Annotated in this window: 8 protein-coding genes and 1 pseudogene; 3 read left to right on the forward strand and 6 right to left on the reverse strand. The window is 40.2% G+C overall.

Going from position 1 to position 16,821, the window contains the following annotated elements:
- Positions 1 to 28 precede the first annotated feature (28 nt).
- Positions 29 to 8,668: an amino acid adenylation domain-containing protein gene (locus tag ACXHJ1_RS19515; RefSeq protein ID WP_457905072.1), complete on the reverse strand. Its 8,640-nt coding sequence runs from the start codon at positions 8,666 to 8,668 to the stop codon at positions 29 to 31.
- Between the two features lie 790 nt (positions 8,669 to 9,458).
- Positions 9,459 to 9,737, reverse strand: a pseudogene (locus ACXHJ1_RS19520) (tyrosine-type recombinase/integrase); the annotation flags it as partial.
- On the opposite strand from ACXHJ1_RS19520, the gene ACXHJ1_RS19525 reads away from it, so the two are divergent.
- On the forward strand, positions 9,709 to 10,431 hold the full coding sequence (locus ACXHJ1_RS19525; protein ID WP_457905073.1) for an oxidoreductase: 723 nt from the start codon (positions 9,709 to 9,711) through the stop codon (positions 10,429 to 10,431). The pseudogene ACXHJ1_RS19520 and the gene ACXHJ1_RS19525 sit on opposite strands and share 29 nt — an antisense overlap.
- A gap of 148 nt (positions 10,432 to 10,579) precedes the next feature.
- Here ACXHJ1_RS19525 and ACXHJ1_RS19530 read toward each other — a convergent pair whose 3' ends face one another.
- From ACXHJ1_RS19530 to ACXHJ1_RS19540, 3 genes are all read right to left on the reverse strand, one after another.
- Entirely contained in the window at positions 10,580 to 12,088 is a 1,509-nt protein-coding gene (locus ACXHJ1_RS19530; protein ID WP_457905074.1) for an alpha/beta hydrolase family protein, read from the reverse strand.
- A 249-nt stretch (positions 12,089 to 12,337) separates the two neighbouring features.
- Positions 12,338 to 13,303: a poly(ethylene terephthalate) hydrolase family protein gene (locus tag ACXHJ1_RS19535; RefSeq protein WP_290409878.1), complete on the reverse strand. Its 966-nt coding sequence runs from the start codon at positions 13,301 to 13,303 to the stop codon at positions 12,338 to 12,340.
- A gap of 452 nt (positions 13,304 to 13,755) precedes the next feature.
- A complete protein-coding gene (locus ACXHJ1_RS19540; protein WP_457905075.1) occupies positions 13,756 to 14,181 on the reverse strand; it encodes a glycoside hydrolase family 3 N-terminal domain-containing protein in 426 nt (141 codons plus the stop codon).
- Between the two features lie 204 nt (positions 14,182 to 14,385).
- Here ACXHJ1_RS19540 and ACXHJ1_RS19545 point away from each other — a divergent pair, with 204 nt between their 5' ends.
- Complete coding sequence (locus ACXHJ1_RS19545) at positions 14,386 to 15,063, forward strand: response regulator transcription factor (protein ID WP_016820900.1); 678 nt, start codon at positions 14,386 to 14,388, stop codon at positions 15,061 to 15,063.
- A 187-nt stretch (positions 15,064 to 15,250) separates the two neighbouring features.
- Complete coding sequence (locus tag ACXHJ1_RS19550; protein ID WP_250247415.1) at positions 15,251 to 16,138, forward strand: HAMP domain-containing sensor histidine kinase; 888 nt, start codon at positions 15,251 to 15,253, stop codon at positions 16,136 to 16,138.
- Positions 16,139 to 16,225: 87 nt separating this feature from the next.
- Here the strand turns inward: ACXHJ1_RS19550 and ACXHJ1_RS19555 are convergent, their stop codons facing one another.
- On the reverse strand, positions 16,226 to 16,741 hold the full coding sequence (locus ACXHJ1_RS19555; RefSeq protein WP_457905076.1) for a TetR/AcrR family transcriptional regulator: 516 nt from the start codon (positions 16,739 to 16,741) through the stop codon (positions 16,226 to 16,228).
- Positions 16,742 to 16,821: the final 80 nt, after the last annotated feature.

Consider the following 16,821-nt stretch of genomic DNA (forward strand, 5'->3'; position numbering starts at 1 on the left):
TCTCTATTTCATCTCTTTTAATTCCTATTTATAGATTTTCAATCATGCTTAAAATTTCTTCGATTTCCACTGTATCGTTAAGTCTATTTTTAATACTTTTTGCTATTGCCGAAATTGTAGGACCCATAAACACTTCTTTTAATGCAAATTCTATGTCAAATTCTTTATGAACCCTTGATACAAGATTGGTTGCCTTTAATGAGTCTCCTCCTAATTCAAAGAAGTTATCATTTACTCCAATCTTCTGGACTCCAAGGATTTGGCTCCATATCAGTACAAGCTTCTCCTCAATTTCACCGAATGGTGCAGCATAGTCTACCCCTGTATTAATATTTCCATCAGGGGCAGGCAGGGCATTTCTATCTACCTTGCCATTCGCTGATAAAGGCAGTTTTTCCAACTGTACAAAATATGAAGGGATCATGTAGTCTGGCAGATCTTTGGAGAGATACTCCCTTAATTCCGGTATTGTCAATTCACTTTCTCCAACTATATATGCACAGATGTACTTGTTCCCTTGGGGGTCTTCCCTTGTTGCTGCCACAACTTCTTTTATTGAAGAATGTTTTAGAAGCTGAGCTTCTATTTCTCCAAGCTCTATTCGGTATCCGCGGATCTTAACCTGATGGTCTATTCTGCCCAGGAATTCGATATTCCCGTCAGGCAGCCATCTTCCCAGGTCTCCTGTTTTGTACAGCCTTATCCCCTTTTCTTCTCTGAAAGGATCTTCAAGGAATACATGGGCTGTTTTTTCAGGGTCATTTAAATAACCCCTTCCTACACCTGTTCCAGAGACGCAGATCTCTCCTTTTACTCCGATAGGGCACAGGTTCATGTTTTTATCTGTTATATATAGATTCATATTTTGTATAGGCTTGCCTACAGGAATGTTCTCTCCTTCATGAGCAGCTTCCATAGTATATAGAGTAATATCGTCCGCTGCCTCTGCAGGTCCGTAGGCATTAACTACTTTAGTATTTGGACATAGGTCAAACCATTTCCTTACTATGCCGGATTTTACGGTTTCTCCCGTTATCAGCAAGTAATGAAGTTTTTCTGGTTTATTCCCTGTATTTTCCACATACTCAAGCATTAAAGCAAGGTATGAAGGTACCACCTCAAGGACCGTTATGCCATCTTCTATGATCCGATTCGTAAACCTTGCAACATCCTTTACTATTTCATCTGGATAGATGATAATTTGAGCTCCTATGGTTAGGGCTGCAAAGAACTGCCATACAGATACATCAAAGTATTGAGGCGAGTTCTGGGATATTATGCTGTTGTTAGTTATACAAAGTTCCTTTATTTCCGCATGGATGTGGTTTATCATGCCAAGATGCTCTATCATAGCTCCCTTTGGTACACCAGTTGAACCAGATGTATATATAACATAGGCCAAACTATTTATGTCTATATCTAGATCTAGGTTTTCGCCACTTTCAGCCTCAATCTCTTTTTCACACTGGTCAAGGTATATAATTCGGCCTTTATAGTTCTCACTAAGCTGCTGGGTCACATAATCTGATAAGGTCAACACATAGGCAGCTTTAGATTCCTTAAATATATCAAGCACCCTTTGTGTAGGGTATTTTGGATTTACAGGTATGTAAGCCCCCCCTGCTTTCCATATACCAAGTACCGATTCTACAAATAAGGGTCCCCTCTCCAGCATGACAACTACGGCTTCTTCTCTACCAGTGCCAGCCTTTAGCATGTACCTTGCTATCCTGTTTGCCCTTTGGTTGATCTGGCCATATGTAAATCTACGGCCTTCATACGCTACTGCTATATTGTCTGGACGTACTTTCGTCTGCTGCTCAAACAGGTGGTGTACCGTCAGGTGATGTTCAAATTCAACCTTCGTATCGTTAAAGCCGTATATTATTCGCTCCTTTTCTTCTTGGGATAACATATTGATTTCTGATAGTTTTTTTTCAGGGTTTGAGGTTATCTCTTCAAGGATATTAAAGTAATGCTGAACAAGCCTTTCTACCGTCTCCTTCTTAAACAGACGTGTAGCATATTCCATCCATAATATTATATTATGACCATCTGGTATCAACTGGAATGTTAAGTCAAATTTTGATGTTTTACTTTCAACCGGATATTTGGAATACTTTAATTCACCACGATGTTCCATAATATGCTCATCAGAAGGAACAATATTAAACATAACAGTAAATAAAGGATTTCTGCTTGAATCTCTCTTTACGTTAAGTTTTGTCACAAACTGATCAAACCTGTATTCCTGATTTTCATATGCTTCTAAGGAGCTTTCTTTTACTTCTTCCAAGAACTCAGTAAAGGCCTTATTTCCCTCTGGGAAATTCCTTAATGCCAGGGTATTTATAAACATCCCCAGTATTCTTTCAGTATCAAAATGAGTTCTTGCCGCTATAGGAGTACCAATAATTATGTCTTCCTGTCCTGAGTATTTATACATTAGTGTATTTAATGCCGCAAGAAGTATCATATACACGGTGGCTCCTGTTTGGGAGGAAAGTACATTTAATTTATCCATCAAATGACTGTCTAAATCAAATAGCAACCTATTTCCTTCAAAGCTTTGAAGGACAGGCCTAGGATAATCTGTAGGCATATCAAGGATAGGAATTTCACCCTTGAACCTATTAAGCCAGTATTCTTCCTGCTTTTTGTAAACCTCAGTGCTAAACAAGCCATTCTGCCACTGGGCAAAATCCTTATATTGCACCTCCATTGCCGGAAGGCTTTCACCACTTAATATAGAAACTATTTCATCAAAAGTCCTGATTATTGAAGTTCCATCCGAGACTATATGATGTACATCAAGCAAAAGTATTTGCCTGCTAGCATGGATTTCTATAAGACCTACTCTTATTAAGGGTGCTTTGCTTAAATCGAACGGTCTTACAAATTCATCGATTATTTTCTCTACTCCGTCTTCCTCAGACTCAAAATATTCTATAGTAAAATCAACTTCATCTTGTATCCTTTGCACAAGCTCCCCATCAATCATCTCAAAGGATGTCCTAAATGCTTCATGCCTTTGTATCAATGTTTTTAATGCTTCCCCAAGGGCAACCCTTTCAATCCCACCTTCAAATAAAATTCCCACAGGTATGTTATACCCAATGTTGTTACCCTCAAGATTATTAATGATATACATCATCTTTTGTGCAGATGAGGTTTCATAGTACTCTTTTTCAGAAACTTTAGGTATTCTTTCAAGCTCAGCCTTACCCATATTTAGGGAATCCTGTTCTGAAATCTTTCCCGATCCGTATAGCTTTGATATCATTTGCTCGGAAAGATCGTATATGCTGGAACCCTTAAGAAGTTCTACTATGGAAACAGGTGTTTTAAAGGCAACCTCCATCCTGTTTTTTATTTCGGTGGCCATTAATGAATCCATCCCAAAAACAGTTAGTGGTTGTTTGGTACTTAGATCCTCAGGATTATAACGCAAAACCTTCGCTACTATTGTTTTAATATGCATTTCAACGATATTCTGCCTGCTCTGTATTGGAGATGAAATAATATCCTCCAGGATATCAACATCCACCTTTGATTTATTTATATTCTCTTGTTGTCCTGACTCATCTTGCAAAAGAGTTTTAAGCACATGTGGAGAACTCATGGGTGAGAACCATTTTTCCCCAAACGTTTGCCACGAGAGTATAGGTAGAACCACAGACTGTGCAACAGCTTCTCCAACAAGGTGCTCCATAGCCCTAATTCCCTTTTCTACCGTTACAGATTCTATGGATTTTTGTATATAATACTCCGGATCACGTTCCATAAACCTTGCAGCCATTCCAACCTCTGACCATGGTCCCCAATTGATACTCAGTGCAGGAAGTCCTCTCGATAAACGGTAATGTGCAAGTGAGTCCAAAAAGGCATTCCCAGTTGCATATGCTCCCTGGCCTGGTGAACCAAATACAGAAGCAACTGAAGAAAATAAAATAAAGAAGTCAATAGGCCGCCCCTCTGTCATACGGTGAAGGTTCCATGCACCATTTACCTTAGGCGAAAGGACCCTATAAAAAGTCTCATCTTTACTAACCTCAAGAAATTGATCATCCGTAATACCAGCAGAATGTACAACACCTCGAATAGGAGGCCTTTCTTCCTTATCAAAATCTTTAAAAAATCCAGCAAGCTTTTCCTCATCAGTTACATCCACTGATCCAATATATACTGTTGCCCCCTGGGACTCCAGCTTACGAACAAACTCAATCCTCTCTGCAAGGCTGCTGCCTGGCTCTACATTGTTCCATTCAGAACGTTTTGGAAATTCTCCGCGTCCAAGCAGTACCAGATGTCTTGCTCCCTTGGCAACCATCCACTGGGCTGTAATCATACCTATGCCACCAAAAGCACCTGTAATAACATAACTTCCATCGGGGCGAAGATGTACGGGTACTTGATGCTGCATATCAATCCGCAGTTTATCGATTCTTGCTGCAAGTCTATTCCCATTACGGAAAGCAATTTGGTTCTCTCCATTACCTAAGACTTCTTTTAACAGCATTTCCATTTCATCCGCATTGGCCTCTATGTCAAGGTCTACAAGGCCTCCCCAATTTGAAGGCAACTCATGGTAACCTATGACGGTGCCAAGGCCCCATACCAACGACTGTAAGAATGCAGAATTTGGAGTAGCCCTGTTGATCATTTGGGCTCCTCTTGTAATAACCCACAGCTTAAAATTTAATCCCAGATTTGTGGTTGCTTGTACCAGGTGTTTTAATACAAACAGGTTTTCAAAACAAGCTTTTTCTATAGCTGTATTGCTAACTTCCTGGATCTCAAGGATATTGAGGCTCCACATATATACAATACCTGTTAGCTTCGTTTTAATTTTTGAGAATTCATCAAACAACGCTCTAAGATCCTCAATGCTTCGAGGGTTTATATATATCTCACGCTCTTCATACTGCCAACCAAAATTCTCACCAGGATATACCATAAAGCATTCTTCTCCCCTTTTTTCAAGGAGATTTGCCAGTTCTTTTCCTGCTGCTTTATGATCCACAAAAATAAGCCATGCTCCAGAGTTAGCAGCAGCTGTGCGGGTATCAACTTCTTCACTTTTTAGAAGCTCCCAGTTTATCTCATAAAGATAATCCTTAACTCTTCCAGCATCAGACCCTCCACTATTTCCAAGTTCCTTAGTTCTTATGCCCAGTATTTCGGCGATTAGATTTCCGTCCTCACTATATAGACGGATGTTGGCGTTCAAATTATTATCTTTCCTATCTACCATCTGCGTATGACAAAGCATGACAGGCTCCGGCCTTCCATAAAGCTGCACCCTGTCTATTCCTACAGGTAGGAATGATTGGCCTTCGTTATTTTCATCTTCATTAAGTGGTGCAACTGCCGCAATGGTAACCTGGAAACAGGCGTCCAATACCGCCGGGTGAAGACCGTAGATAGAGCTATCAATCTCCAGTATTTTAGGGATCTCGATCCTGCCAAGAGCTTCGTTATCACCTTTCCATATCTTGTCTATACCTTGGAAATAAGGACCATAATGGAAACCCATTTGATAGAAGGTTTTATAACATACTTCTTTTCCGTATTCTTTGGTACAATTGCCAAGTATTTGAATCAACTCATCTTTAGCAGTGATCTTTATGTTTTGCCGTTTTCTTATTGTGCCGGATGCATTGCATGTCCAAGTCTTATCTTGTCCCGGTATCCTGCTTGAAATCTCGAATTTTGCGGTTTTTGGATCCAAAACCACCTGCACCACAGGTGATACTCCTTGATTTAAAAATAAAGCATTTTCAAACTTTATATCTTCAACTGTATAAAAACCCTCTCCAAAATAGCTTCTGGCACAAGCCATTCCCAGCTCTACATACCCTGCTCCGGGGAAAACTTCTATACCTTGTATTTTATGATCAGAAAGATACGTCATATAGGTAGTATTAAGTTCAATCTCCCATATAGGGCTGGAAGTTTTCAAACGGCGTCCTAAAAACTTGTGCTTATTTTTTCCCTGCCTAAATTCACTTGATTCCTGCGTTTCCATCCAGTATTTATCCCATTGCCATGGATAAAGAGGGAGACTTACAAACTCACCTTGGTACCGGTAAATCTTGTTCCAATCTATAGGGTATCCCAGTGCATATAGATTCCCTAAGTTCTCCAGTATTGAAACCTGTTCGTTTTCATTTCTTTTTATAGAGAACAACTTCTTACCTTCAACGTTTTTAGCTGACAGACAATCAGAAATAGAAGCTGCTAAAACAGGGTGAGGGCCCACCTCAATAAATAAGTTATAATTCAACGAAATCATTTCATACATTGCTGCTTCAAAACGTACCGGCTCTCTTACATTTTTATACCAGTAATGTCCATCACACTCTGTACCCGTCAGCATTTTCCCTGTAACCGTGGAATATATCGGTATCCCGGCAGGCTGGGACTTTATTCCTTTTAATGCCTCCAATAGCTCCTGCTCATATGGTTCCATTTGGTAACTGTGATACGCTACATTGACCTTTAAAAGCCGCGCAAAAACCCCCTTATCCTGCAACTGTTTTTGGATCTGCTCAAGGGCATCAGGATCACCTGACAAAGTTACCGAATTTGGGCTATTGACTGCTGCCATTGAAACACCTTTTATGTTCTCATCCAGCAGGGCCACAACTTCTTTTTCTGGTAAACCTACCGCCAGCATTGTGCCCTTGTTTACTGCTTTTTGCTGTGCACGGCTTCTGTGAATACTTACCAACATGGCATCTTCAAGGCTGTAAATTCCTGCAACATATGTAGAAGCCACTTCTCCAACACTGTGTCCTACCACCGCATGGGGTATAATACCCAAGGATTTCCATACTTCAGTCAAACCCACCTGAACAGCAAAATTGGCAGGTTGAGCAAACTGGGGCTGGTCCAGACGTGAATTCTCCTCATCGGCGAGAAGTTCCTCCAGTAGAGACCATCCAGCATACTGACGTGTAAGTTTATCGCATTTTTCTATCATATTTCTAAACACAGGGTCTTTTTCAAGGAGCTGTCTGCCCATAGCCCACCATATGGGCCCCATACCTGTATATACAAAAACAGCTTTATTGTACTTTCCTGCCTCAACATTTCCCGCAGACATCCCCTGGCGTGCTTGTCCTTTAATATACGCTTCCAGGTTTCCTGCAAGTTCTTCCTTTGAAGATGCCGAAACCGCTAGTCTATAGTCATGATGGGTGCGCTTTTTGCTCATCATGCTTCCAATATCATATAAAGAAATACTTTCTCCACTTCCATTAATAAAATCAACATACTTTTGCGCATAGTTTTTTAGCGCCTTTTCTGAGCGCGCAGATATGGGAATCATATATGGCCATCCGGTATTTACATTAACTTCATGAGTACCCTCTTTTTGGAGATCTGTAGCTTCCTCCAAGAGGATATGGGCATTTGTTCCTCCAAAACCGAATGAATTTATGCCAACCAATGCGGGTTGCGGCAAAGGCTCCAGGGTCTGAGGAATTCGTATACATAAATCGTCAAAGGGAATTTTAGGGTTTGGATTCTTAAAGTGCAGATGTGGAGGTATTTGCTTATGCTTTATGATTAGTGAAGCTTTTATCAGTGCGGCAACTCCTGCAGCGGCCTCAAGGTGGGCAATGTTTGTCTTAACAGATCCGACAATACACTTTTTATCTTTTGGCCTGTCTGTTGAAACCACTCGTGCTATTGCATTAGCCTCAATAGGGTCTCCAACCGGAGTGCCGGTGCCGTGAGCTTCAATATATGTTATATCTGAAGGTGATATTCCTGCCTTTTTGTATACCTCCTTCATTAAGTTTTCCTGAGCCTGCCCGTTTGGAACAGTAATCCCGTCTGTGTGGCCGTCCTGGTTTACACCCGATCCACTTATTACGGCATAAATCCTATCTCCGTCTTCGATAGCATCTGACAGGCGTTTTAAAACCACAACGCCGGCTCCTTCCCCTCTTGCATAACCGTTTGCACTGGAATCGAAAGTTTTGCACCGTCCATCGGGAGATAAAAAACCACCCTTACTTTCCGCTATGGTATACTCAGGTGTAGCTATAACACTTACTCCGCCTGCTATTGCGAGATTACATTCATTATTCAATAAACTCCCGCATGCAAGGTGTGTTGCAACCAAAGAGCCCGAACACGCTGTATCTACAGACAAACTTGGACCTCTGAAATCATATATATATGAAATCCTGTTGGACAACATTGTCATCATCATACCCGTTGCCGAATGTGTATCTAAACTTTCAACCGATTCGTTTTTAAATTGTATTGCTTGATAGTCAAGGGTGAAGCCCGCTACAAAGACACCGGTATTGGTTCCTGCTAGCTTGGCCGGATCCAAGCCTCCATCTTCCATTGCTTCCCATGATGTCTCCAGCATCAGTCTTTGCTGTGGATCAAGAAAGGCCGCTTCCCTTGGAGAAATACCAAAAAACAAAGGGTCAAACTCATCTATTTTATCTAAAAATCCACCATGACAGGTGTAATGCTTGCCTGGCTTTGATTTGTCAGGATCATAAAACTTTTCTAAATCCCAGCGGCCTTCGGGTAAATCGGAAGTCATATCTTTTCCCGCAGTCAATGCTTCCCAGAACTCCTCAGGCCCCCTTATTCCTCCTGGCAAACGGCATCCTATTCCTATAATGGCGATTTTATCCATAACTTTCGACCTCCAATACTTTATTTATATTCTCTTGAATAGCTTGTCTGATAATCAACTTTACCAGCCACAGAAACTGTGATTTTATGTGGCCTCTCACAGTAATCCAAGACAGAAAGGTCAGTTTCAGTTAATACCCAATGATCATATTGAAGGGAATTATAAAGTCTGACCTCCCTACCAAGCCTCTTACTAAAAACATAAAATCTATTTCTCCCCATCTCATTCTCTATCTTTCGGACTGGTGAGTACATAATATGCATTTCCTCCAATATTTTGTAGAGTTTGACATAGTTCTATATATTCGATCTTTGATTAAACACTCCTTTGTTGAAAAAACACCTTTTCTGTCGAATTCTAAAAAAGTATCGAACGGATTTTTTCATGTAAACGTTTGTTGGAAAAGCGTTATTCATCTTCTAAAGTTTGTTTCTGAACAGATAAGCATAGCTGTATCAGTAATGCTATTGCATAAAACTTTTACTTCTCCAGTCAAGTAGGTAACTTAGTGTCATTTCCCAGTCAAGTAGGCAACTTTGTGTCACGAAATAATGACACAAAGTTGCCTACTAAAAACAGAAAAATCCTTATAAAATAAGGGTTTCTTTGGTAGGTAACTTTGTGTCGATGTACAGTTGTCCGTTGAAGTTAACTTTATTGCATTAGTGAACTTAAGATTATTGCATAAGTAAAAATGAAGATAAAGTTGTGGCATAAATCATATCATCCATCCTTTATGCAATAACTTTATCTTCAATAATCATCTACTGAATTACAATTGAACTTAGAGTTAATGCATAAAAAAATCTAAATCCATTTTATTAACCGCTGTCTTCAGATCGTCATCTGATAAATGTGTATATATCATCGTTGTCTGTACTGATAAATGACCTAGTTGATCCTTCAGTTTTGGAACATCATTGTTAGCCTTATGATATCTAGTTGCAAGTCTCAAAGCATGCACATTTAAAGACGGTTTACCATAAAGATTAGCATATTTTTGAATTAACTTTTCTATGGATCTTTGAGTAAGTCTTCGTGTGCCTCCTTTTCTTCCAGCCGGGCATGAAGATCATGTGCTCGCTCTCCCACTCGACGTCACTAATCCGGAACAGATCCGAAATGCGGTTGACCATACGATTGAGAAGTTTAAACGTATTGATGTGCTCGTGAACAATGCAGGTATCGGATATTTTAGCTCTGTTGAGGAAAGCGTAGAAGAAGAAACGCGTAAGATGTTCGAAATTAACTTCTGGGGACTCATGCATATTACGAATACTGTACTTCCCTACATGCGCTCACAAAAAAGTGGTCACATTATAAACTTCTCGTCCATTGGCGGTCTAACTTCCTTCCCAACTCTCGGGTATTATCACGCAACAAAATACGCCGTTGAAGGTATTTCCGAAAGTCTTGCGCAAGAACTGGCTCCTTTTAATATTTATGTGACTTTAATGGAGCCAAGCAGTTTTCGTACAGATTGGGGTGGCCGTTCTTCTGCCAAGACTGAGACAAGCATACCTGAGCTTAAAGAATCTATTGTCGGCCATATGCTGCAAGGTATTCAACTTGGTGCTGGTCAAGAAGCTGGAGATCCTGTAAAGGCTGCTGAAGCGGTTATTAAAGTCGTGGAAACAACGGAACCTCCACTTCGTTTGTTGCTTGGTCAACAAGCCTATGATGCGGCAACCTATAAATTTAACAACATGCTTGCCAGCATAGAACAATGGAAAGAAACAACGATAAACGCAGATTACAAATAATAAAATCACATATTGGCAGGATAGCTAATGTATTGTTTCTGCTGCCCTTTTCTGTGTATCCACATCTCATCCTTCATTTAGAGCCAGCTAAATAAATCAAGTTTGCAGCATCCTGTTAAATTTTTAACAAGATGCTGCAGTAACTAATTTACATTCGTGATAATTTTTCCTTTATCTCTTTCCATGTGGCTGTGTACTGGTTCTTTAATATGGTATCATCGATATCTGTGATTGATCCCTGAATAAAATGATTCAATTCATTCATAGAATGGTTTTCTGCCCACTGATTTAATTCCTCTACGACTTCCTGCTGATAAATGACAAGGGAGCCATAAACAGTATCATCAATTCCTTGATGAGCAGGTAATTGTATACTCTCTCCCTGATAACGATCCAAAAGCAGAAGAAGCTTTCCAGGTAGCAGCATTTCTGTTTCTGCCAAGCTACGGGAGAGCATATCTCTGAGATACGGAATATCATCGGTTACACCTGTTCCGGATGTCGCTCGGTGGCTCCCGTAAGATTCTACAGTTCCATCGTCGTAAATGTTCAGGTTGAACGGTTTCTTACTGTCATAAGGAAGTATGCTGTCTTTATCCGGGTCAGTAATAATAATGTGCACTGTTCTTGTGAGGTCTGAAGGCAGTTCTTCTTCCAAAGTATGTCCGAGAACTCCCGGATAGCTGCTATTCAGTCTTGTCGAAAACCCCTCCGGCATTGAACTTCCGTCTTCTTCATAGGTGAATCGTCTTGAAATCTGATCGACTGGAACCAAAACATCAGACGTAACATGATTGATGACCAGAGGACTACTAAAATGATTTGCCAGTGCAACCGGGGAGAATGCTTCCCATCTTGCGATGTCTTCTTTATCCGGAAAATTATCTAAGATCGGCTCAAACATGCCGGATACCATACCTAGAAACGGAATCGGTAAGTCCATCATCGTTTTCAGCATTTCTTTCGCCGTTATCTCCGCAGTGATCATTTTAAACAATCCTTTAAGCATAACCCAGCCCATCTTGTTGTTGTTCCATTGGTTTCCTTCGGGAAAATACTGATAAAAATTAAAGTACACATTAGCAATCGGTGAATTCGCGATCGAAGCATTAATCCCCATTTGCAAAGCGTTAAGCATCAGTGTCGTGTATCCACCTGCGCTGCCCCCAACGAGGGCGATTCTTTGATGATCGACTTCTTCCATATGACGAAGCGTATATAAGGCGGCATTATTGAAAACCAGATCATCATCGGTCAGCTGACCGTTGTATTTATTATCAAATTTCGTCGGTGAAGCAACCATCCACCCTTCAGCTAGATACTTGCGCAATTCCACAGCAGCCTCGGTCATTTCATAGTGAGGAATATAGATGACGGGGATCGGCTGCTCCGCATCCTTCGGAATATAGAGCCTCATTTGTCGGGTGTCCACTATATTGTCCTTGCTGATGTATTTTATATCAATGGTTCTCTGCTCAATATTTTCAAGAGGATGAAGTCCTTCTTGGGATTGCGCCTGTTGTGCAAATATCTTCTCAATATCTAGTTCACTGCTATCAACTTTTGGAGGGAATAACATATTTTTAATTCTTAGTCCCACGATCAAAAGAATGAATATCAATATACACATGCCTATTATTTTAATCATTTTTCTCATTGAATTCTCCTTGATATTTGTTGAGGATGTCTACTGTCTTGTGTCTTATTTTCCTTGAAGTAATATACCTGATCTGAATAAACTGATATGATGATGCCTATAACCAAATAAAACACAAACGGACATTTTTAACTTAATATTTCTGTTCTGTAGCAATCTTACGAAGTAATTCCAACTCAACTAAAAAAGGACTGGAATCCAGTCCTTTATCAGGTATATAACATTGTTGTAATTGTATATAAAAATAATTCATTGACTTCTAATAACATCCTGCCAGTTCGCATTTTCAAATAACTCTGCATCGTCACCAAAGAATGCGTTACCCGCTTGTACATCACCTTTCAGCCAATACATAAACCAGGCTGTCATATATCCGTCTGCATGGTTCACCATATCGCTGTGGTCAGTGTTTACGCGCCTAGCCATAACTTTGGTTACCGTATCGGGAATATTGGAATAATTCGTATTAAGTGACCAAAGCGGAGTAATTCCTTGCCCTTCTGTAGCCGTTATGTCTTCTGCAGTTCCCGCATCAAAATCTCCCGTACCAGCAACCATGAAGTAAGGGATTTTGATCTTGGATACGTCGTAACTCCAATCGGTTCCCAATTGGCTTTGCTGTCCCCAGAAGCTTGAAGTGGCGCTTGCCGTAAACATAGCTTTGTAGAAATCACCGTTCTCCTGATTGGTTACGGCATTTATTGTTCCCACGCCTCCCTGCGAATGTCCGCCGATCCCAATGTTATCAACATCAATTTTCCCATAAAAATCGCTCTCACTATCCTCATTCAGCTTTAGCATAAAGTCAAGGCTTGCAGACGATGAAGCTCCCGTTCGAGAATTCAAGTCCTCATTGCCAACAACAATAAACCCCCATGATGCAAGATGTTTAAAAACAGATTTATATTTTGATGCCGGGGTTCCCGTCCCGTTTGCCAATACAACGAGAGGATATGCAGATGAACGATCTTTCATTTCGGACGGATACCAAATTTCATATTTTTTATAGGTATCATTTTCTGCATCGAATTCTACAGAAGAAACCTCATTTGGTCCAAGAGCTGTATATTGTGCCTCTATTGGCTTATCAGTCTTTACAAACTTATAATAATTATCAAAGCGGTATGACTGAAATGCAAACAACGCTATAACTGCCAGAATAATTACAATAACTATGATAAACACAACTAACAATATCCTTTTTAATATTTTCACTATTTCCTCCTGAGTATGATGATAGTTTTTTCGTGTAACAAATGTATCATCAGATAATAGTTGAATCAATAAACCAAGACAAAACGATACATAAAGCATTAAATGTAACATGCTGATAAAAAAAACAGCAAACACCATTAATTAATGTCTGCTGTTTTACACCTTTACTAACATTAAGCTAATATGAAATAAACTATACAACATCGGGTGCATAATTATATACCGGCAAATTATCTGGCAATCGTTTTGCCTTCAAATACGGCATTATCTTCAGTATTCATCCCCTTAATGTCTTAGAAGAAACAATATAAAATATGTCATTATAACAAACATAGAGGGTTCTGCGCCTCTCTCGAAGACACTTCTCCAGATTTGCGCGGGTCAGCGGATAGGCTGCCGTCCCATTGTTCAAAGCGTTCATCAAATCTTCATGGTTTTCCTGCCGCCAGGCATCATGATGTCATTGCCCGTTCGCTGACCACGCTATTAGAATTGAAGCGGTTGGTCTCCTGGTTGTTGCAGACAAAATGCTTGACCGTGGCACCGCAGCCCGGATGTTTCTGGGCTCCCAAGATGATGCCAACCGCCAATTTGCCGCTGATAAGAGGATCCTCCGAGAAATACTCAAAGTTCCTGCCACAGAGTGGATTGCGATGGATGTTCATCGCCGGTGCCAGCCACAGGTGCACGCCTAACCGTTTCATCTCCTCCCCCACAATGTCGCCGCACTCCTGGCAACCCGCCGGGTTCCAGCTCTGGGCAAGGGCCGTGCCTACGGGAATGGCCGTACAGTTCTGCTCGCGGATCTCACCATTGCGATTCTGGCCTGCCGCAGCGGGGGAGATGCCCAGCAGAATATTCAGCAGCGCCTCCGGCAAACACCTAATTTTACAATCAAATGAAAATATTAGATATTCAGAACATCCGGGAGTTTGATGAATTGTACTTCGCTGGACATATATTACCATGAGTATATAAACTGAAAATAAACAAAAGCGTCGTGCTCGTTGTTCACTTCAAGCAGTACATTGTGATAGAATGCCAGTTCAGTTATTAAAGAGTAACGGAAAGGATTGAGGGGAATGTTTCAAATTCTCGTTGTAGAAGACGATAAAAATACGGCCAAATTAATGAAAACTATCATTGGGTCTGCAGGATACGAGGTGTTTTTGACGGAGAATGGCATCGTGGCATTAGAATTATTAGACAAGCAGCATATTGATTTAATTGTTCTTGATATCATGATGCCTCAAATGGATGGATTCGAGTTGACTCAAACGATCCGCGAGAGCAAAAATGATATTCCTATTCTGATGGTTAGTGCCAAACATTTACCGGCAGACAAACGTAAAGGCTTTATGGCAGGAACAGACGATTACATGGTCAAACCTGTGGACGAAGACGAAATGCTACTTCGGATTAAGGCTTTGCTTCGGCGAGCCAAGATCCAGAATGAACGGAAGCTTCAAATAGGAAAAATCACGCTGCAATACGATGAATTATCGGTGTCAAGAGAGAATGAAGTGCAGACACTGCCGCAGAAGGAATTTTATTTATTGTACAAATTGCTGTCGTACCCAGATAAAATTTTTACCCGTATTCAGTTAATGGATGAAATTTGGGGCATGGACTCTGAAACAAGTGATATCACGTTAAATGTTCACATCAACCGTTTAAGAAAGCGATTTGGCGATTATCCGGAATTTGAAATCATATCCATCCGAGGAATTGGCTATAAGGCGGTAAAACATAGTGAGTAGAAGGATAATAAACTTTATCAGAGAGAGATCTTTACGTGGGTTTGGACTAACTTTTATGTTTACGTTCATTGTGTTGTTTATTTTGCTCATATCCATTTTTCTTTCGTTGGTCATTGTCGTGTTTTTCGTGTATATCGGACTCTACAGTTCCCCTCCTGCCGAAGATCCAAATTCAGGAGGTGGCTTAGTGCTTGTTACATATTTTGGAACAGTGAGTATTCTGGTCAGTATTCTTGCATCGTTGATATTTAGCCGAATCCCGCTCTCTCCCATTCGAAAAGTTATACATGCTTCTGAAGAGCTGGCCAAAGGGAATTTTTCCGTCCGTATTCACCTTAAGGGGCCAAAAGAGTTAAGAAAGTTGAACAGAAGTTTTAATCACATGGCTGAAGAACTCGGTAGTCTTGAAATGCTGCGGTCCGATTTTATTAATAATTTTTCGCATGAATTTAAAACACCGATCGTTTCCTTACGAGGGTACGCGAAAGTTTTGAAAAGAAAAAACTTATCAGATGAGGAACGCAATGAGTATTTGGATATCATCATCAATGAATCGGAACGTTTGGCAGAACTTGCCACAAATGTGCTTCAGTTATCCAAGATCGAAAGCCAAGCCATCATCACTGAGAAAACGACTTTTAACTTAACCGAACACATCCGAACGGTTATTGTATTGTTGGAGCCGAAATGGTCGGCGAAAAATATAAGCTTTCAGTTTGATTCGTCTGAACTGATGGTTACTGCAAATGAAGATATGCTTAGTCAAGTTTGGATCAATCTTCTGGACAATGCCATTAAGTATTCGACTTCGAATTCCGAGATCACAATCGATATGAATTCGAAGATTCAACATGTTAGTATATCTATTCACAACAACGGTCCAGAGATTGATGCCTATCAGCAAAAACACATATTTGATAAATTCTATCAAGGAGATCCTTCTCACGCCTCCCCGGGCAATGGATTGGGTTTAAGTATTGCGCAAAAGATTGTTATTCTGCATGGTGGGACGATCCGGGTTGCAAGCTCAGATGACACAGGTACAACTTTTGAAGTGATTCTTCCTTCAACCTAGAAATAATCCCATTTTCTCAGCATCTAAATTGAGAAAATGGGATTATTCACTTCTGGAAAATGTCCAAATCCCAACAACCTCAGGAGATTAATTTTTATTTAAATCACGATTTTTCAGAAGTAAAGTCATCTCTTCTGAAGTTTCCTGCATACCTCTAGCAAACCATTCTTCAATCCATCCGAACAATCCATATGAAAAATAAGCTGCTACATAAGCACCGAAGTTTGGATATTCTGGTTTTGGTCCGAATAGTTCTTTGAGTATTTCCTTCAGCAGATAGAACAATTTCCTTTGGCTAAGAAGCAGATAAAAATCTCTATTTTTACTAAAGTGTCCAAACAAACTCCCCAAAAGTTCATCTTCCGATGTACCACCACTATCTTGATATTCCTTATACCAACTGTCTATTAATTTATAAAGATATTCTTTCAGCACATCTTCTTTTTCATCATAATTCCTGTAAAACGAAACGCGACTTACTTGTGCTGTTGAGGTAAGAGCACTGATTGAAATCGCCTTAAGTTCTTTCATTTTCAACAAATCAAGAAGTGATTTTGTAATTTGAAGCTTCACATGTGTGTTTTTCAATCTTTTATCTTCCACGTTACATTTTTTCCTTTCTGTATCATTTTCTATTGATTCATTGATTCTGATTTTAACCAATGATACATTTGTTACACAAA

It is taken from the genome of Paenibacillus sp. ALE2 (assembly GCF_054113385.1).